The sequence below is a fragment of the Acetobacter sp. DmW_136 genome, assembly GCF_008690365.1.
Lineage (GTDB): Bacteria > Pseudomonadota > Alphaproteobacteria > Acetobacterales > Acetobacteraceae > Acetobacter > Acetobacter oryzifermentans.
Window position 1 is genome coordinate 39042 of the sequence record NZ_VHON01000032.1, and the last position, 18880, is coordinate 57921.

The 18880-nt window shown below is 53.3% G+C and carries 16 protein-coding genes and 1 tRNA gene; 13 read left to right on the forward strand and 4 right to left on the reverse strand.

Annotation, left to right across the window (positions count from 1 at the left end):
• Positions 1-2799 carry a phosphoenolpyruvate carboxylase gene (locus FKW31_RS11060; RefSeq protein ID WP_006116541.1) on the reverse strand — a complete coding sequence of 933 codons (2799 nt, stop codon included), beginning with the start codon at positions 2797-2799 and terminating at the stop codon, positions 1-3.
• Positions 2800-2903: 104 nt separating this feature from the next.
• On the opposite strand from FKW31_RS11060, the gene FKW31_RS11065 reads away from it, so the two are divergent.
• The 9 genes from FKW31_RS11065 to FKW31_RS11105 all read left to right on the forward strand — a co-directional run bounded on the left by FKW31_RS11065 (position 2904) and on the right by FKW31_RS11105 (position 10979).
• On the forward strand, positions 2904-4268 hold the full coding sequence (locus FKW31_RS11065) for a DUF445 domain-containing protein (RefSeq protein ID WP_006116542.1): 1365 nt from the start codon (positions 2904-2906) through the stop codon (positions 4266-4268).
• Between the two features lie 123 nt (positions 4269-4391).
• A complete protein-coding gene (locus FKW31_RS11070) occupies positions 4392-4856 on the forward strand; it encodes an SUF system Fe-S cluster assembly regulator (protein ID WP_035352634.1) in 465 nt (154 codons plus the stop codon).
• A gap of 3 nt (positions 4857-4859) precedes the next feature.
• The gene (gene sufB, locus FKW31_RS11075; RefSeq protein ID WP_006116544.1) at positions 4860-6350 is read left to right on the forward strand and encodes a Fe-S cluster assembly protein SufB; all 1491 of its coding nucleotides are present in this window, start codon (positions 4860-4862) and stop codon (positions 6348-6350) included.
• Positions 6351-6363: 13 nt separating this feature from the next.
• Positions 6364-7134, forward strand: a complete 771-nt coding sequence (gene sufC / locus FKW31_RS11080) for a Fe-S cluster assembly ATPase SufC (protein WP_006116545.1) — start codon at positions 6364-6366, stop codon at positions 7132-7134.
• 17 nt (positions 7135-7151) lie between these two features.
• Positions 7152-8414, forward strand: a complete 1263-nt coding sequence (gene sufD, locus FKW31_RS11085; protein WP_193562073.1) for a Fe-S cluster assembly protein SufD — start codon at positions 7152-7154, stop codon at positions 8412-8414.
• On the forward strand, positions 8414-9661 hold the full coding sequence (locus FKW31_RS11090) for an aminotransferase class V-fold PLP-dependent enzyme (RefSeq protein ID WP_150178571.1): 1248 nt from the start codon (positions 8414-8416) through the stop codon (positions 9659-9661). The genes sufD and FKW31_RS11090 overlap by 1 nt, the downstream gene beginning before the upstream one ends.
• A complete protein-coding gene (gene sufU, locus FKW31_RS11095; protein WP_006116548.1) occupies positions 9658-10110 on the forward strand; it encodes a Fe-S cluster assembly sulfur transfer protein SufU in 453 nt (150 codons plus the stop codon). Before FKW31_RS11090 ends, sufU begins: the two co-directional genes overlap by 4 nt.
• Complete coding sequence (locus FKW31_RS11100; RefSeq protein WP_150178572.1) at positions 10097-10585, forward strand: SUF system Fe-S cluster assembly protein; 489 nt, start codon at positions 10097-10099, stop codon at positions 10583-10585. The genes sufU and FKW31_RS11100 overlap by 14 nt, the downstream gene beginning before the upstream one ends.
• A 25-nt stretch (positions 10586-10610) precedes the next feature.
• A complete protein-coding gene (locus tag FKW31_RS11105) occupies positions 10611-10979 on the forward strand; it encodes an iron-sulfur cluster assembly accessory protein (protein ID WP_063354259.1) in 369 nt (122 codons plus the stop codon).
• Here FKW31_RS11105 and FKW31_RS11110 read toward each other — a convergent pair.
• The 3 genes from FKW31_RS11110 to FKW31_RS11120 all read right to left on the reverse strand — a co-directional run bounded on the left by FKW31_RS11110 (position 10933) and on the right by FKW31_RS11120 (position 14790).
• On the reverse strand, positions 10933-12231 hold the full coding sequence (locus FKW31_RS11110; RefSeq protein ID WP_150178573.1) for a class I SAM-dependent RNA methyltransferase: 1299 nt from the start codon (positions 12229-12231) through the stop codon (positions 10933-10935). The two genes, FKW31_RS11105 and FKW31_RS11110, sit on opposite strands and share 47 nt — an antisense overlap.
• Positions 12232-12240: 9 nt before the next feature.
• Complete coding sequence (locus FKW31_RS11115; RefSeq protein WP_150178574.1) at positions 12241-14154, reverse strand: DEAD/DEAH box helicase; 1914 nt, start codon at positions 14152-14154, stop codon at positions 12241-12243.
• Positions 14155-14334: 180 nt separating this feature from the next.
• Positions 14335-14790, reverse strand: a complete 456-nt coding sequence (locus tag FKW31_RS11120) for a membrane protein (RefSeq protein WP_006116552.1) — start codon at positions 14788-14790, stop codon at positions 14335-14337.
• Between the two features lie 158 nt (positions 14791-14948).
• On the opposite strand from FKW31_RS11120, the gene FKW31_RS11125 reads away from it, so the two are divergent.
• From FKW31_RS11125 to FKW31_RS11140, 4 genes are all read left to right on the forward strand, one after another.
• Positions 14949-16412 (forward strand): NAD(P)H-hydrate dehydratase, encoded by a 1464-nt coding sequence (locus FKW31_RS11125; RefSeq protein ID WP_150178575.1) that lies wholly within the window; start codon positions 14949-14951, stop codon positions 16410-16412.
• Between the two features lie 49 nt (positions 16413-16461).
• A tRNA-Leu gene (locus tag FKW31_RS11130) sits at positions 16462-16546 on the forward strand.
• A gap of 88 nt (positions 16547-16634) precedes the next feature.
• The gene (gene tig, locus FKW31_RS11135) at positions 16635-17969 is read left to right on the forward strand and encodes a trigger factor (RefSeq protein WP_006116554.1); all 1335 of its coding nucleotides are present in this window, start codon (positions 16635-16637) and stop codon (positions 17967-17969) included.
• Positions 17970-18143: 174 nt separating this feature from the next.
• Positions 18144-18806, forward strand: coding sequence for an ATP-dependent Clp protease proteolytic subunit (locus tag FKW31_RS11140; protein ID WP_019088390.1), 663 nt, complete (start codon positions 18144-18146; stop codon positions 18804-18806).
• The last annotated feature ends 74 nt before the right edge of the window (positions 18807-18880 follow it).

The window sequence follows — 18880 nt, forward strand, 5'->3', positions numbered from 1 at the left end:
TCAGCCAAAAGCGCCGATATTGTGCATGATGGCGACGCTGATTTCACGAATAAGCTCAAACATCTGTTGCATTGGCACAAAGATGTCTCTGTGCTCGCGCTCGTAAATACCTTCTTCGCGCGGGCCGCGTGGTTCATGAAAATCAAGGTTGGTTGGGCCAGTGCTGGTGGGGAAGATATGCTCAAGCTCTTCCAGCACAACCGAAATATCCAGACACAGTATATGCTGCATCATGACATCATGGTTAAAGCCCCCACGGGGCATAAAGAAGGGCACACGGCATGCCAAAAGCCATATTTGCTCAATAAGCATAATGCGGATGGCATGCAGAAGCCGGATTTGAGGCTCTGTGCGTGGTGCGTGCTCCCAAGCTTCTCTTAACGCAAGATGGTCGGCCTGAATGCGGCGGAACATAGTGAGAAGTTCGGCTGATAGGTCTAGCTTTTCCAGATCCTGCATCAGGGAAAGAAAAGCCTTCCGACGGGCCGATGTTTTTTCCTCGGTAGCGCGATCGAGCCAGAAGCCAGGGTCCAGCAAACAGACAACGCTTTTCAGAACCTTGTCATCCGAGCACGCAAGACCATGTTGGGCAAAATCCAGAGCACGATGAAAACGCGGGCTGGATGTACGGAATGTTTCAAAGGTTTCCGGGTGGCGGCGTACAGCTGCTCCCAAGCCTTGCAAGGTGTTGGCGCACCATCCGAGTTGCTGAAGGATCGCGTTGTTGGGAATGGCGCGTAGCTGGCTGGGGTGAGTAATACGCTTATGGGTTGCGCTTTCTGCACTTTGGCGTGCAGGTGGCCGAGAGCCGGTTCTATCAATAAGGGAAGGCCCAAAAGCCCCCAGCAACGCGGCATAACCGGGGTCTTCCACCAGTTTTTTCATGCCCTCGCTAATGCTGGAGAAGAAATCAGCCGAAAAATCGGGCTGATCATAAATAGGGTCTTCTTCCTGCCGTAAGGGTAGAAACAGGTTTTCCGCAATGGTGGCCATTGTGGCGCCTGCCAGTTCCGGCGTACCAAAAAGGAGATAGCCATCTCCCCCCTGAAAAGCTGTTTCCTCACGGCAGGCAATGCCTGTGGCTTTAAACCGCGCCCGCACATGGGGTGGGGAAAGGTAATCCAGCCGATCTGCCATACGGAAAGGGTGCGCGCCGCGGCCTATGCTTTCACCGTGGGTATCAAAAAACACCACGGTAATATCCTGCATATTCCATCGAACCAGCAGATCATGAATGCGCAGGCGCAGGCGCTCTATCTGATACGTTGCTGCCAACTGGCCGACATACCGCCCAGAATCGGAATATCCAAACTGGAAGCACATGCGGCCGATACGACGGATATATGCACGCCATGTGGGAGAACGCAGGGCTTCTTCCACAATGTGCTCACCGTTCATAAGGGCATCTTCAGTTTCAAACAGTGGCGAGATTTCAATTTTATCTGCCACGCCAAAGCAGGAAGCCACCCATAGGGCGGAGAGCAACGTGTAACCGGTTTCTGTTTCTGCAATCAGAAAGCGAACAGGCGTATCGGAATCGATAAATTTGACCATTTGCGCAATGGTCATCATCAACCGGCCAGCACTGGAAGGATCGCTCAGCAGTGCGCCAAAATCCACCGGGACAGGCGTAACAGCTTCTAGCGCCTCGTTAATCTGGTTCAGCAATGCTCGGCGATGGGCCGGGTTGTTGGGGTCATCCAGCAGGTTTAGCTTCTGACGCACAAAGTTATGAATCTGGGAGGCATTGAGCCGCACATGTGTATGGGCCAATCCCAGCCCATGCGCCACAAACCCAGCGCGGGCAACAGCAAGTGGAATGCGTGCAGAAGGCGGCGCTGTATTAATGGCAGCCTCGAGCAAGCTATCTAGTTCTGCGGCGTGTGTTAGTGCTGTATTGCGCTGAGAAACCAGAAGTTTTGCAAAATTTGCCACAGCTTGCGCATCGGCAGGGCCAGCAGGAACAGCGCTAATTTGTTCTTTTACGCAGGCAATGGCCCGTTGCAGTTTTTCTGTGAGTTCCGGGGCCAGTAAGCCTTCGTGCATGATCTGGCTTTCCAACCGCATCAACTGGAACAGTTTCATACGTAGGCGTAGGCGTAGAGTATCCCACCATCCAATATCTGTGCGGCCATCGGTATCGTAGCCAACCCAACTGGTTGCAATAACCGGGCAGGGCTTCAGTCTTGTCCATTCCTGTGGCCAACGGGTGGCAGCTTCTTCCAGCAGAGCAGTCGCTAACAAATCCATGGCGTCACGCGCACGGGTGATGGCTTGTGCAGCTAGTGTAAATTCTTCTTCCAGCGTAGGAGGCGTAGAACGTCTGTGCGTTTCAAAAAACGGTGCTTCCTGCGGGGGGATGGCTTGGGATGCACTTTCTGCCAAAGCCGCGTACACTGGGTTGCTGAGGGCAAAAGTAGGGTGTGCTGTAAAAACCGCTGCAAATTGAATGGCGGAAATGCGATCCTGATACTCTGTAAAAGAACCAGTAGGGCATGTGTCTGCTACCGAACGCGCAACATTACGAAGCTTTTCTTGTGTGGCTTCAAGTGTTGCACCGCCTACATAGCGGTGCAGTTTACGGGCACGCGCCAGAAAGGCTTCATCACGGAGCTTTTGCACCAGGCTTACAATATCTGCCTGTGAGATTTCCTTGTTGGCAAAAGCTTCTCCCAGTCGGAGCGCGATACCCATAACAGGATTTGTGCCTTCAGCTGCTATGCCGACATCTGGCCGAGCAGTGGCGGACGCAAGGATACTGTCCAAACGGGAAAGAGAAGATGTGTTATCCATAGTCATAAGGGCGTCCTGAAGGTTCCTGCAGTAAAACAGTTATAAAGCCGGAATGAATCGAAATAACAACGAAATAGCTTGAAAAGAATGATGAACAACTTTTCACGTCTATGTTTTGTATGCAACCAGCTCACGCACTCTTGGGGGTGTTTGCGCACAGTGCTATTGAGTGGGATATGACATCTCAACCTCATCAGGACGCGGATTTCGCTGCCCGCCAGACACTGCGGCGATACAAAAATGCAGCTACAGGGCTGGTTGGCCTTATGGCTGGGGTAACGGTGTTGGGGTATGCAGCACCAGCCGCCGGATGGGTAAGAGATGGATTCTGGCTGGAAATGTTGCGGGCTGGGGCGCGGGCAGGCGTTGTAGGCGGCTTGGCAGACTGGTTTGCCGTGGTGGCGCTATTTCGTCGGCCTATGGGTTTGCCCATTCCGCACACCGCTATTTTACCTGCACAAAAGGATAGGCTTGGCCGCGCACTGGGGCGGTTTGTTGCGGGGCAGGTGTTTACCCAAAAGGAAGTTGAGCGCGTATTGGGGCAGGTCGATCTTCCTGCTTTTTTGGCGGATATGCTGGATGATCCCGGCACGCGGGATGCTTTGGTAAAATCCATAACACGCTCTTTGCCCCAAATGCTGGACAGGCTGGAAGATGGGCGCGCCAGCAATGCAGTTGCCCGTGTTATGCCCAAGCTATTGGGTGGCAGTAATCTAGCACCTATTATTGCGCGTGCCCTGCGCAGCCTTGTGGATGATGACAAGCATCAGGAAGTACTCTCCTTTCTGCTTGAGCAGATCAAGGATGCGTTACAATCCAAAGAAGGCGCGCTGCGCCAGATGATTGAAGAGCGCGTGCGTGAACAGGGCGGCCGTTTGCTTGGTTGGGCCATTGGTGGATCTATTGCCACCAAGGTTTTGTTGGCAGCGGCCAAGGAACTTGAGCGAATCGACCCACAGAATTCTAGCCTGCGTGAAGGCTTTACCAACTGGGTGCGTGGCCAGATTGACCGCATAGAAACAGACCCTGAAAAGGGAAAAGAGTTTTCCCAAACCATTATGAGCGTGCTTTCCCATGAAAGTGTTGTGGGGTGGTGGGGAGACATCTGGCTGCGCTTTCGGCGTATGGTGGAAGCAGATGTGGAAGATCCAGAAGGCCGCATAGCATCCGTGGTGCAGGATGCGCTTGAACGCATGGCTGCCCAGATGCGCTATGATCAGAACATGCGGCAACGGATTATGGATAGCGTAAACCGCACTGTTTTAAAGATGCTCCCTTTCATGCGTGAACGTATGGCAGAGTTTATTGCCCGTGTGGTTTCTGGCTGGAATGCTGTGGAAATAGCTGAAAAACTGGAACTTCGGGTTGGTAAGGATCTGCAGTTTATCCGGTTTAACGGCACCCTGGTTGGCTTTGGTGTGGGGGCGCTGCTTTTTGCTGTATTGCGGCTTCTATTTGGGTTGAACGCGCAATAAGGCAGCCGATCACGTTTGCGCTGGATGCTTTTGTCCGCTTGTTTTGGGTTGACGCAAGGGCAGTGTGTCGCCATGTATCCGAAACAGGACCGCTCAGGTCTTTAATTGGGTCAAGGGCAGATAATGCTGAAACTTTCCCGCCTGGCGGATTATGCAATCGTCATCTTGGTAAAACTGGGTGAGCAGGAAGGCGTTGTAACGTCTCCAACACTTGCAGCCATTACAGGGGTGCCAGAGCCAACAGTGGCCAAGGTGCTTAAGGTGCTGTCTGCGCATGGGTTTGTGCTTTCCCAGCGTGGGGCAAAGGGCGGATACCGTCTTGCCAGACATTTGGCAGATATTTCTGTTGCCAGTGTTATTACAGCCGTAGATGGCAAGATTGCGCTTACAGCCTGTGTAGATGGCGGAGAGTGTGATACCGGCGTGTCGTGCGGTCTGTGTGGCAGCTGGGATACCATTAATCAGGCCATACGAACCACGTTGGAGGGCATTTCCTTGGAAAGCATGCGCAGCAAGGCATCGTGTTTTTCAAACATGCCACGATCCAATACGCAGCCCGGCGCTGCTATGCCACGTGAGGGGATCTGAACCATGCCGGCAGTTACTGAAACCCGCGAAGCGGTCGAAAAGCTCGGCCAGTCCACTTACAAGTGGGGCTTTGAAACAGATATTCAGATGGATCTCGCCCCAAAAGGGTTGAATGAGGACATCGTCCGCCTGATTTCTGCGCGTAAGAACGAACCAGAATGGCTTCTGGAATGGCGCCTGACGGCATTCCGCAAATGGCAGTCCATGAAGGAGCCTACGTGGGCCAAGGTTTCTTACCCGCCGATTGATTATCAGGACGCACATTACTATGCCGCTCCGCGCAAGAAAGAAGGCCCGAAATCTCTGGATGAGGTTGATCCGGAACTTCTGAGAACCTACGAAAAACTGGGTATTCCCCTACATGAGCAGGCTATGCTGGCAGGTGTGGAATTGCCCGAAGGTGAAACGGCGCGTCCACCTGTTGCTGTAGATGCGGTGTTTGACAGTGTTTCCGTTGTCACCACTTTCCGTAAAACCTTGGAAGAAGCAGGGGTGATCTTCTGCCCTATTTCTGAGGCCGTGCAGGAACATCCAGAACTGGTGCGTAAATATCTGGGTAGCGTAGTGCCGGTGGCAGATAATTTCTATGCCGCCCTTAACTCCGCAGTATTTACCGATGGCTCTTTTGTGTACGTGCCCAAAGGGGTGCGTTGCCCGATGGAGCTTTCCACCTACTTCCGTATCAATGCGCGCAATACAGGGCAGTTTGAGCGCACACTGATTGTGGTGGAGGATGGTGCTTCCGTTTCCTATCTGGAAGGTTGCACAGCCCCTATGCGGGATGAAAATCAGCTACATGCGGCAGTGGTGGAGCTGGTGGCGATGGAAGATTCTTCCATCAAATATTCCACGGTGCAGAACTGGTACCCCGGTGATTCCGAAGGGCGCGGCGGTATCTACAACTTTGTGACCAAGCGTGGCGCGTGCCGTGGGGCTCGCTCCAAAATTTCATGGACACAGGTGGAAACAGGTTCTGCCATTACATGGAAGTATCCATCCTGCATTTTGCAAGGTGATGGATCTGTGGGTGAATTCTATTCCGTGGCTGTTACCAACAACTGCCAGCAGGCAGATACAGGCACGAAGATGATTCATATCGGGCGCAATACCCGCTCCACCATCATTGCAAAAACTATCAGCGCAGGGCGCTCAGACAGCACATATCGCGGTCTGGTGCGTGTGCAGCCCAAGGCTTCTGGCGCACGTAACTTCACCCAGTGTGATAGCCTGCTGATTGGTGATGAATGCGGCGCGCATACTGTGCCGTATATCGAAAGCCGGAACATGGCAGCGCGTATTGAGCACGAAGCCACAACATCCAAGATTTCAGAAGATCAGCTTTTTTATTGTCGCCAGCGCGGCCTGTCTGAAGAAGATGCGGTTGGGTTGATTGTAAATGGTTTCTGCCGGGATGTTCTTAAGGAACTGCCCATGGAATTTGCTGTGGAAGCACAGAAACTGTTGCAGATCAGCCTTGAAGGCAGCGTAGGCTAAGGGAGTACAGAACATGAGCCAGTTTTTGGAAATTTCCGGTCTGTGCGCCCGGATTGATGCCGATGGGCAGGAAAAGCAGATTCTCCGTGGTGTGGATCTCACCATTCCGCCGGGTGAAGTGCATGCCATTATGGGGCCGAACGGGTGTGGTAAATCTACCCTTTCCTATGTTCTGGCCGGGCGTGAGGATTACGAGGTTACGGCTGGATCTGTTACCTTCAAGGGGCAGGATCTGCTGGCTATGGAGCCGGAAGAACGTGCTGCTGCGGGCCTGTTTCTGGCGTTCCAGTCTCCTATTGAATTGCCGGGTGTGAATAACGCCAATTTCCTGCGCACGGCGGTAAATGCTGTGCGCCGTGCCCGTGGGTTGGAAGAACTGGATGCCGTTGCATTTCTAAAAATGGCGCGTGAGGCTGCCAAGTCTCTCTCCATGGCGCCGGATATGCTCAAGCGTAACGTCAACGTTGGGTTCTCTGGTGGTGAAAAAAAGCGCAATGAAGTGTTGCAGATGACACTTCTTCAGCCTTCTTTCGCCATTCTGGATGAAACCGATAGTGGGCTGGATGTGGATGCCCTGCGTATTGTGGCGGAAGGGGTGAACCGTTTGCGCTCACCAGATTTCTCTGCACTGGTTATTACGCATCATCAAAAGCTGCTGGACTATCTGGTGCCAGACCGCATTCACGTTATGGCCAAAGGCCGGATTATTCTTTCTGGTGGGCCAGAACTGGCCAAGAGAATTGATCAGGAAGGCTACACCAAGTTTCTGACGGAGGCGGCGTGAACGCGATCAGCAAAGATATGAGCGGCCCTCTATCTTCGTTCGCGCAACGCCTGAACGATGTTGAAGGGGTAGAGCGGCAAGCAGCCATTGGCGCACTGCTCAGAACCGGCTTGCCAGACAGGCATATAGAGGCATGGAAATATACCAGCCTGCGCCCATTAGCTGCGCAGGAGTTTCAGGCTCCACCAGCGCAATATGATGCAGCGCAGGCAAAAAGCCTGTTGGATAACCTGCTTGGCAAGCATGATACGGTGCAGTCTGTGCCACGCATTGTGTTTGTGAATGGCCGATTTGTGAAAGATCTCAGCCTTCTGCCAGAAGGTGTGGATGTTTCCTTTTTTAGCCAGAACAATCTGGCATCAGATGTGCAGGCCAGTCCGGATAGAGATCCTCTTGTGGCGCTGAACACGGCTTTGGTGGAAGACGGTGCCACATTGCACGTTGCAAAGGGTGCAGATGCAGGGCGCGTGCTCCTGATTTCTCTGGGCGTAGCGGGCGATACCGTAATCTCTTTCCATCCACGCCATAGCGTGGTGTTGGAAGAAGGTGCGCATCTTTCCTTGCTGTCACTCAGCGCAGGTGTTGGGCAGTATTTCCATAATCCGGTTATGGAAGTAACGGTGGGAGAAAGAGCCAAACTCTATCATACCACGTTGCAGACAGAAGGGCCGCAAGCCATAGCGTTGGCCACAACCTATGTACAGGTTGCTGGGCATGGCGTTTACAATAGCTTTGCCCTTGGTTTGGGTGGCTTGTTGTCTCGGCATGAAGTGCATGCACGGTTGAAGGCACCACATGCTCAGTTGCATGTAAATGGTGCGCAAAATCTTGCAGAACATCAGGTGGGGGATATCACGAGCGTTATCACCCATGCAGCTTCGGACTGCACTTCCCGCCAGACTGTTCGGAATGTGCTGGATGGCCACGCGCGGGGTGTTTTCCAAGGCAAGGTGCTGGTTGAACAGGTTGCCCAGAAAACCGATGGCTACCAGATGAATCAGGCATTGCTGCTTTCTGAAAACGCAGAAATTGACGCAAAACCTGAGCTTGAAATCTATGCGGATGATGTGCGTTGCAGCCACGGGGCAACCGTGGGGGCGCTGGATGATGACCAACTGTTTTATATGCGTAGCCGTGGTGTGCCAGAGACACAGGCCCGCCAGATCCTGATTGCAGCGTTTCTGGATGAGGCGCTTTCCCTCATTGAAGATGAAACAGCGCAGGAATACTGCCGCGCCATGCTGGCAATCCGTTTTTCTGCTGAAAGGAAGGCCGCGTAATGTCTCATCCTTCTATTATAGACACATCCGGGCTGGATCTGGCTGCTATTCGTAAGCAGTTTCCTATTCTGTCGGAAAAAGTGCACGATCGCCCGTTAGTGTTTCTGGATAGCGCCGCTTCGGCCCAAAAGCCGGATGCCGTTATCAATGCTATGGTGCACACCATGCACCATCAGTATGCCAACATTCACCGTGGCCTGTATTGGCTGAGTGAACGTGCAACCGAGGCTTATGAAGCTGTTAGAGATCAGGTTGCGGGCTTTCTCAACGCACCTTCGCGGGAAGAAATTGTTTTTACCCGTAACAGCACAGAAGCTATTAATCTGGTTGCGTATTCCTTTGGTTCTCTGCTTACGCCGGGGCAGGCTGTGGTTATTTCCGAAATGGAACACCATGCCAACCTAGTGCCGTGGCAGATGCTGCGTGACCGTATGGGCATTGAATTGCGCATAGCCCCGATTACCGATGCTGGTGATCTGGATATGGATGCGTTCGGCCAGCTTTTGTCTGATGGCAAAGTAGCACTTGTTGCTATTACCCATATGTCCAACGTGCTGGGCACCATTACACCAGCGCGCCAGATTGCTGATATGGCGCATGCAGCCGGTGCGCTGGTGCTGTTTGATGGCAGCCAGGCCGTGGTGCACCACCGCACAGATGTGCAGGCTTTGGGAGCAGATTTCTATACCTTTACCGGGCATAAGCTATATGGCCCAACCGGCATTGGTGTTTTGTGGGCGCGGCGTGCGCTGCTGGAAGATATGCCGCCATTTATGGGCGGGGGGGACATGATCTCCACCGTAACATTTGAAAAATCCACATGGGCGAATGTTCCACATAAGTTTGAAGCGGGCACGCCTGCGATTGTTGAAGCTATAGGCCTTGGTGCTGCAATTGCTTGGGTGGAAAAGTTTGGTTTTGATGCCATTGCAGCGCATGAACAGGCTTTAACCAGCTACGCGTTGGAGCGTCTGAGCACTGTTCCGGGGCTGAACATTGTTGGGCAGCCCAAAGAGCGTGGAGGCGTTATTTCCTTTACCATGGCGGATGTGCACCCGCATGATATTGCCACGTTGCTGGATCGCAACGGTATTGCCGTACGTGCGGGCCACCATTGTGCAGAGCCGCTTATGCGTCGCTTGGGGCTAACGGCCACAGCACGTGCCAGCTTTGGTATTTATACCATGCAGGAAGAAATAGACGCGCTTGCCGATACGTTGGTGCGTATCCGGGAATTTTTTGTGTGACACAAACCGTGCCAGATTCTGATGCCCTGTATGACCGCGTGATTGTAGAGCGCGCGCGTGCTCCGCAATATGCGGGCAAGCTGGAAGCACCTTCAGTGCAGGGCGAAGGCAAAAATCCCATGTGTGGGGATAAAACACGGGTGGATATCGCACTGGATGCAACCCATATCCAAAGTGTGCGCCACACCACACGTGGATGCGCCATTTGTGCAGCAGCGGCTGATTTAATGGCGCAGCAGGTTTCTGGTTTGGATGTTGCGCAAGCTGTCAGCCTATCTGGTCGGTTTTCTGCCATGCTGGTGGGGCAAAGTTCCCCTGCCGCACCGGCGGATACTTCATTAGGGCCGTTAGAGGTTTTCCAGCCTCTGCGGTCTCACAAGGCACGGATACGATGTGCCGAACTGCCTTGGATTGCGTTAAAGGAGGCGCTTTCTCATGCCGACGTCTGAAGACGTGCATGCTCCCGTTCTGCCAGGGGTAGAAAAGGAAGCTAAAACAGCAGAGGCTTCTGCCGATGTGCTGCATACTGATCATGCACCTGCCGGAAACGAAGCCGGAAAAGTAGAAAGCTGGACACCGGATGAGGGGGCAGAACAGCCCGCTAAACCGCAGTCTGCCGGTGCAGTTTCGGAAGATGCGGTTATTGAGGCGATTGCGACAGTGCATGACCCGGAAATTCCGGTGAACATCTATGAACTTGGCCTGATTTACGCAATCGATCTGTATGATGATGGCCGCGTGCGTATTGAAATGACACTAACAGCCCCCAACTGTCCCAGCGCGCAGGAACTGCCTGTGCAGGTGAAAGAAGCAGTGGAAAAAGTGCCAGGTGTAAAATCTGCAGAAGTGGAAGTGGTGTGGGATCCACCGTGGGATATGTCGCGTATGAGTGATGAAGCCCGTCTCGCGCTGAACATGTTCTGAACCGAAAACAAGGTGAGGGTATAAAATGTCTCAGAAAACGGCTGTTGCTCCCACAAAGCGGGAACTTCCTCCTCTTATGCGGGTGTCTCAAGCTGCGGCAGATCGGTTGCAGCATTTATATGCCACGGCACATGCGGGCCAGTTGCTACGTATTTCTGTAAGCACCAAAGGCTGCTCCGGCAAAGCATATGACATGCAGTTTGTGGATACAGCAGGTGAGAGTGATGAAGTGGTAAAAGATCACGGCATAACCTTGCTGGTAGATCGCAAAGCTACGCTTTACCTGATTGGTTCTGAAATGGATTATCAGGAAGGTGATCTGGAGGCCGGGTTTGTGTTTTCCAACCCTAACGAGAAAGGCCGTTGCGGCTGCGGCGAGAGCTTTCACGTTTGAAGCTACAAATGGCTTCAATTTCTGCAGACCATAAAAACTGGTCAATTACAGTTACATTTTCCACCGTATATCCAGCTTTGGCCAGCAGGTTTGCATCCTGCGCCAAGGCGGCGGGGTTACAGCTTACATAAATAATGTGGGTGGGTAACCCTTGAGCAATCTGGCGCATTTGCAACTTTGCCCCTGCGTGCGGGGGGTCCAGCACAACCACAGCGGAAGCTGCTATTTCCTTAGCCAAAACCGGCTGATGGTTTAGGTCCCGACAGAATGTGCTGATTCGCGTGCCGCCTGTCGCTTTCTTCAGGGCTTCCAAAGCGGGTGCGTAGCCTTCGTAAGCGTTTACGCGGGCATGTTCTGCCAATGGAAACGTAAGTGTGCCACAACCAGCATAAAGCTCGGTAATAATATCACGGCGGTTCAGCTTGGCGGGCAGGCTTTTTACAACGGCATCCTGAATATATTTCTCACTTTCATCCGTTGCCTGCAAAAAAGTGCCAGGTGGCGGTGTGATTTGGTGAGAAGCAATTGTCTGAACAACAGAGCCTGATTGTGCCGCGACTTCTGGCTGACCTGTATCTTTAATCAACTGCCAACTGATACGCGGAATGCGCTGCTCTGTAGCCAGTTGCGCCAAACGCACGCGGTCTGGTGCAGTTAGCGGCCCATCTGTTTGCAACAGAACATCCAGCCCAGAATCCAGCAGATTGATATGTAAATTGGCTTCACGCCGAATGGCATTCAAGCTGCGGAGTGTGGCCCGAAAAGCGGGTAGGGCCGCTAGAATGTCGGGGTGCAACACAACACAGGTGGTAAGGTCTGTAACGGCGTGGCTATTGCGCGCATGAAGCCCAATGATGATGCCATCAGGCTGACGCCTTACTGCCAGATCTGCTCTACGGCGAGAGTATGGCTGCACCTGCTCGGCAGAAAATGCCGGAAGGTTGTTAAACCCAGCCTTTTGTAAAGCGTGTTGAACAGTAGCCATTTTCCACTGCAAAATAGCAGCAGGCTTTACATGTTGGAGCGTGCAGCCACCGCAGCGTTCAAACAAGGAGCAGGGCGGTATCTGCCGGTCTGGTGAAGGTTGAAGAACTTCAACAAGCTGCCACTTGCCATCTGAATTTTTATTCAGACGTACATGCTCATCAGCAAGAGTTTCCGGAACGTAAACTACAGAACCATCTGGCGTACGCACGGCACCATCGCCCTGCGTTGCCAGATAGAGAACATCCGTATCGTAAGTTTCAGTCACAGATTATGTTCAGGCGTGCGTATCTGCGGCGCGTTCAGCCGTTGCATCTGTGCCCGGTGAGGCAGGCCTAACAGAGTTTCGGCGTGGCAGCAGCATGAACGCTGGTACCATATCGCCAAAGCCCTGTACATCACCACCGGGAGCGGGCGGAATTTCATCCCGCTGATGGCGTGTATTACGCGTAGGCTGACGTTCTGGGCGTGCTGTCTGCTGGAGTTTGGCTTCAGGCTGCTGCTGTTCGCGTGCTGCAGGAGCTGGATTTTCACGTTCCCGATTACGCTGTGGTGTGTGGGGTTTGCGTGCGCGCCCAGCCGGTGGCCGCTTTTCATCAGACCATTCAAGCTGCTTCACACCATCCAGCGCCATGCGCGGAATTTCTTTGCCTGTCAGCTTTTCAATAGCTTCGGCCAGCGCTTTATCATACGGCGTTGCAATGCTGTAGGCGTGGCCTTCACGCCCTGCACGGCCAGTACGTCCGATTCGGTGCACATAGTCTTCTGCATGGAAGGGCAGATCAAAATTGAAGACGTGCGAAAGACCGCCAATATCAATGCCACGTGCGGCTACGTCTGAGCACACAAGCACTTTCAGTTCATCGTTCTTGAATTTTTCCAGCGTGGAAAAGCGCACGGACTGGGGCAAATCGCCATGTAAAGCGGCGGCTGAAAAGCCATGCTTCACGAGCGATTTGGTTAAAATATCCACATCACGCTTACGATTGCAGAACACAATAGCATTCTGTAGCGCAGGGTCTTTCAACAGTTGGCGGAGCGTTTCCCGCTTGCTGTATTCATCCACCACCACAATGCCGGTTGTAATGGTTGTGGCCACAGAAGATTGCCGTGCAACCGTAATTTCTTTGGGAGAATGCAGGAAGGTATCTGCCAGCTTACGGATGGTCGGCGCCATAGTGGCGGAGAACAGCAGTGTTTGCCGGTTAGGAGGCAACAGCCCGACAATTTTTTCAATATCGGGAATGAAGCCCATATCCAGCATACGGTCAGCTTCATCAATCACCAGAATGCCGGTGTGGTTCAGCATCAAACCGCCGCGTTCAAACAGATCAAGCAGGCGGCCGGGGGTGGCAATCAGCACATCCACACCACGGTTCAGCACTTCTTTCTGATCTGCCATGCTTTCTCCGCCAATCAGCAGAGCATGGTTGAGCTTGAGGTATTTGCCGTAGTTCACAAAATTTTCTGCAACCTGCAGCGCCAGTTCACGCGTGGGTTCCAGAATAAGGGAGCGCGGCATACGGGCCCGTGCCCGCGAATCCGCCAAAATCTCCAGCATGGGTAGCGTGAAGGACGCAGTCTTACCCGTTCCTGTCTGTGCAACGCCCATAACATCCCGCGCCATCAGAATGGCCGGAATAGCCTGAGCCTGAATGGGGGTAGGGTGTGTGTAGCCCATGTCCGAAATAGCACGTAGGAGAGGCTCGGAGAGTTCCAGATCAGCAAATGTGATGGAGTCCGTATCTTCTGCGGCTTCAACGGTAATTTCTGCGGTTTTTTCAGCAGGAACCAGTTCTGGAGTGGCGTTTTCTTCTGCTTTGGCTTTTGGAGCAGGCTGCTTTTCCGCAGGGGGTTCCGGCGCAACTTCAGGCGCTTGCTCAACAACCTCAACAGCAGAAGCCGCGGCTTCTACGGGAGCGGGAACTTCTGTTGCTAGGGTTGCTTCGGCCTGTTCTGGGGCGATTGGAGCTGGTTCTTCAGCTTTTTCTACTTTTGGCTTCCGGCGTCTTACAACACGTTTTTTGGGGGCAGGTTTTGCCTCGGCTGCAACCGCTTTTTCAGCGGGAGCTTCGGTTGCCGTGCCCGTATCTTCTGCGGCGTCTGCTGCGCTCACAGGGGCAGGGGTAGCCGTTTTTTTGCGGCTACGTGTTGCTGTCTTGCGGGGGGAGGCGGGCGTTTTAGCTGTCAATCTGCTCTCGGAACCGTAGGTCTGTCTGTTGTCAGCACTGGCTGAAGAGCCTGCCCGTATCGGGGTGCCTCAACTAAAGTGACTGAGGCACCGATTCACGTATCTACCCGGTCAGGCGTTTGTTCCGATAAAGCTGTTTTGGCCTGAAATCAAGTTTTTGGCAGAATGTTACTGTGTTTCTTAGGCAAAAGGATGGCCAAGGCAGGCAGAAAGCACTGCCAGCACGCCCAACGCAACAATAAGCAGCACGCGGGAGCGGATGGAGTCGAACACAGAAGGCTGCGGGCGGATGGAGCGCCGTGCTTTCTGGTAAGGCCCTGTGTACATCATAACAAACAGCACAGCCATGATAATGCCCAAAAGCTGCATGAGGTTGGTTGTCCATGGTGCGTTTGCAAACCCACCTTCATGAATAATCAGCAGCCAGCCGGTAATCAGTGCTGTGGGGATAACGTGCGTTAAAACCTTAAAAAAGCGGGCCAATGTCTGCAAATGCACAGAATTGCGCTGCGTTGCATCCAGTAAGCGCAGGCTCGGGCGCAAAATAATAACGGCATAGGCACCACCACCAATCCACAAGATGATGCTGACAAGGTGGAGGGTGAGAACAAGGCTCCAGAGAATGGAATGGGGCATGCTGAACTCCGCTTGGCGTTAATGCAGGAAAAAGGCGCGGGGCGGGGAAGGGGGTATCGTCCAACGCTTGTCTGCTGCCTGATTGCCAAGGGGACGGACACTGCGCAAGAGGCTATATTTGCACAAATTATCGTCTGCTCTATGTGTGGAGGCTCGGTATGGCAGCAATATATCCTTCTCTTCTGAGCGTTTATTCCCCTGATGAAATGGGGAAAATTGACCATATTTCGGCGCAGACTGTGCCCGTTTCCGTATTGATGGAAAATGCTGGTCGCGCGGTGGCGCGCGCTATTTTCCGATACGAAAAGCCAGCCCGCGTGCTTGTGCTGTGTGGCCCCGGCAATAACGGGGGGGATGGATACGTGGTTGCGCGGCATCTTCATGATGCAGGTTGGCCTGTGGCTGTAGCGGAAATGGTGGCGCCCAAGCTGGGCGGCGCTGCGGCAGAAGCCTCGGCCCGATTCCGAGGTGTTCGCGTGCCATTTTCAGCACAGGAATCTGCGCGGGCAGATTTGGTGGTTGATGCTATCTTCGGTGCAGGATTGAGCAGAGACGTTACGGGTTTGCCTCTTGAAGTTCTGCAAGCGGCGCGGCGTATTGTTGCTGTTGATATGCCTTCAGGTGTGGATGGCGCGACAGGCTTGGTGCGTGGATATGCACCGCAGGCCGCCATGACGGTAACGTTCTGCCGGTTCAAGCCGGGGCATTTACTATATCCGGGCAGAGAATATCTGGGACGGTTGATTCTGGCAGATATCGGAATCCCAGAAACTGCGTTGGATCAGGTGCCTCCAATAACGTGGCGGAATGAGCCCGGCTTGTGGCATTTGCCGATTCCCGGTCCTGAAAGTCATAAATATACGCGCGGTGTGGTGAGTATTTGCGCGGGCGAATCCATGCCGGGGGCAACCCGCTTATGTGCAGGCGGTGCACGCGCTGCCGGTGCTGGTTTGGTGCGTGTGGCTGCTGGGGCGGGTGCTGCGGCTTATAAACTGGGTGCGCCCGGCCTTATTGTAGATGCGGCACCGTTGCCGACATTGTTGCAAGACAAGCGCCGCTGCGTGTGGGTTTGCGGCCCCGGTTTAACAGAGGCGGAAGTGCAGGCCACGCTGCCGGTGTTGTTGGCGGCAGAAAAGAGTGTTCTGGCTGATGCCGGTGCTTTAAGCGCTTCTGCGGGCGACCCTGAAAAACTTAAAGGCGTTGCAGTTATAACGCCGCATGTTGGGGAGTTTACCCGCGTATTCGGCCCAGTGGGCAGTAATCCGCCAGAGCATATTCGGCAGGCGGCCCAGCAGATTGGGGCTGTGGTGGTTCTAAAAGGGGCTTCCACCATGATTGCAGCGCCAGACGGACGGCTTGCAATTAATGACCATGCAACTCCAGCTTTAGGCACAGCGGGTTCAGGGGATACACTTTCTGGTGTTGTTTCAGCCCTGCTGGCTGCTGGTATGCCAGCGTGGGAGGCTGCATGTGCTGGCGTGTGGCTGCATGGGGAGGCTGGGCGGCAAGCCGGACCGTGGCCTGTGGCGGAAGATTTGGACCTTCATTTGGGCGCTGCGCGAGAAAAAGCAGCTCATATGCAGAAACAGAGGGTGAACTCGCACATCGGCATCTTGCCGTGAGCGAATGTTTGGGTTAAGTCCACCCAACTCGTGACGGTGAGCATTGTGAGCGGGTGTGGTGGAATTGGTAGACACGCCAGATTTAGGTTCTGGTGACGCAAGTCGTGGGGGTTCAAGTCCCTCCACCCGTACCAATTTATTTTAGTCATGCTCCCGTCCTGGTCCGCGACGGCCTTTGCGTAGCGGGTGTTTGAGTTTTGTACCGAAAGGAAGGCCTGACCGATGCAGGTTACCGAGACCCTTTCCGAAGGGCTGAAGCGTGGTTTTACCGTAACAGTTCCAGCGGCGGAAATTGCCAGCAAGCGTGATGCGCGGCTGAAGGAAGTTGCAGCAAACCTAAATCTGCCGGGCTTCCGTCCGGGTAAGGTGCCTGTTTCTCTGGCCAAGCAGCGTTACGGCGAAAGCGTGTGGGCAGAAGTGCTGGAACAGACGGTATCTGATGCTCTGCGTAACGTTTTTGACGAACGCGGTATCCGTCCTGCTGGTCAGCCTAAGGTAGATCTGGTTTCGGGTCAGGCCGATGATGGAAAAGATCTGGAATTCACAGTTGAAGCAGAGCTTCTGCCAGAAATCGCTGTGCCAGACCTGTCTGATCTCACGCTGACACGCCTGAAGGCGAACGTAAGCGATGAAGCCATCAACAAGGTGCTGGAAGATATCGCTAAGCGCGGCCGCACTTTTGAAGTGGTGGAAGAAGTTCGCCCCGTTGCCAAAGGTGATGTGGTAGCTATCGATTTTGTTGGTAAGCGCGACGGTGTTCCCTTCGAAGGCGGTTCCGCTGAAGATGTGAACGTTGAAATCGGCGGTGAAGGCTTTATTCCTGGGTTTGCTGAGCAGATCGAAGGCATGAAGCCGGGTGAAGAAAAAGTTATTACGGTAACTTTCCCCGCAGATTACGGCGCAACCGAGCTGGCAGGCAAAGAAGCAACCTTCGATATCAAAGCCAAGCAGATCAAGAAGCCAGTTGATGCGCCGATTGATGATGAACTGGCCAAGAAGATGGGCTTTGAAAGCCTTGATCAGCTCAAAGATCTGATTCGCAAGCAGATTGAAGGCGAATATGATCAGCTTTCTCGTCTGCGTATCAAACGTGAGCTGCTGGATGAACTGGCAAAGAAAACTGATTTCACTGCGCCAGAAGGCATGGTGGATGCAGAATTCAACCAGATCTGGGCGCGCGTTGAAGAAGACCGTAAGTCTGGCCAGCTTGATGACGAAGACAAGAACAAAGATGAAGAAACCCTTCGCGCTGATTACCGCAAAATTGCGGAACGCCGCGTAAAGTTGGGTCTGCTGCTGGCTGAAATTGGCCGTAAGAACAATATTACGGTTACGCCGGACGAATTGGGCCGGGCAGTGCGGGCAGAAGCCATGCGCTACCAAGGTCAGGAAAAACAGGTGTTCGAATTCTTCCAGAAGAATCCGCAGGCCGCAGAATCCCTCAGGGGGCCAATCTTTGAAAACAAGGTTGTCGATTACCTGATTGAACTGGCTAAAGTGACGGATAAAGAGGTCACACCAGAGGAACTTTCAGATATTCCACCAGCGAATATCTAATAAGAAAAAGGCCGTGTCCCGCCAGTGTGAACTGGCGGGACATTCTTTTTGGGCATGTTTTTCTTTTCCGGGGTGGCATCTTTCCACTTTATCTCTATCTTGAACCAGAGTGCCTGAGCTTTCTTGTGTTTGCGCAGGAAGGCGGGAAGGGCTAATTCAGTTTTTTATACGGGAATGAGTGGTATGAGGGATCGTGATCCCGTTGAGATTTTCAGCAATGCGCTGGTACCGATGGTGGTCGAACAGACCTCTCGCGGTGAGCGGGCGTTTGATATCTATTCCCGCCTGCTTCAAGAGCGGATCATCTTCCTGACTGGTCCCGTGTACGATCAGGTTGCATCCTTGATTTCCGCGCAGCTTCTGTATCTGGAAAGCGTGAATCCGAACAAGGAAATCTCTTTTTACATCAACAGCCCGGGTGGTGTGGTTTCTGCCGGTTTGGCAATTTATGATACCATGCAGTACATCCGCAGCCCCGTAAGCACAGTGTGCATCGGGCAGGCAGCTTCTATGGGCTCCTTGTTGCTGGCTGGGGGTGAAAAAGGGCGCCGTTTCGCGCTGCCAAATGCGCGTGTTATGGTGCATCAGCCTTCTGGTGGCGCGCAGGGTCAGGCAAGTGATATCGAAATTCAGGCGCGTGAAATTCTGATCATTCGTCAGAAGCTGAATGAAATCTACCGTGAACATACAGGTCGCACGTTGGAGGAAATTGAGCAGAAGTTGGAGCGTGATACCTACATGTCCGCCCACGAAGCTCAGTCCTTCGGGATTGTGGATGAGGTGATCAGCCACCATAAGGCGACAGAAACAGGCAAGAAGGATAAAAGTCATCCTTAATCTGGCGTACAGTAATCTTCCTGTTACAATAGGGAAGACGCCTGCCGTAAGGCAGGCACACACGTTCTGGGACT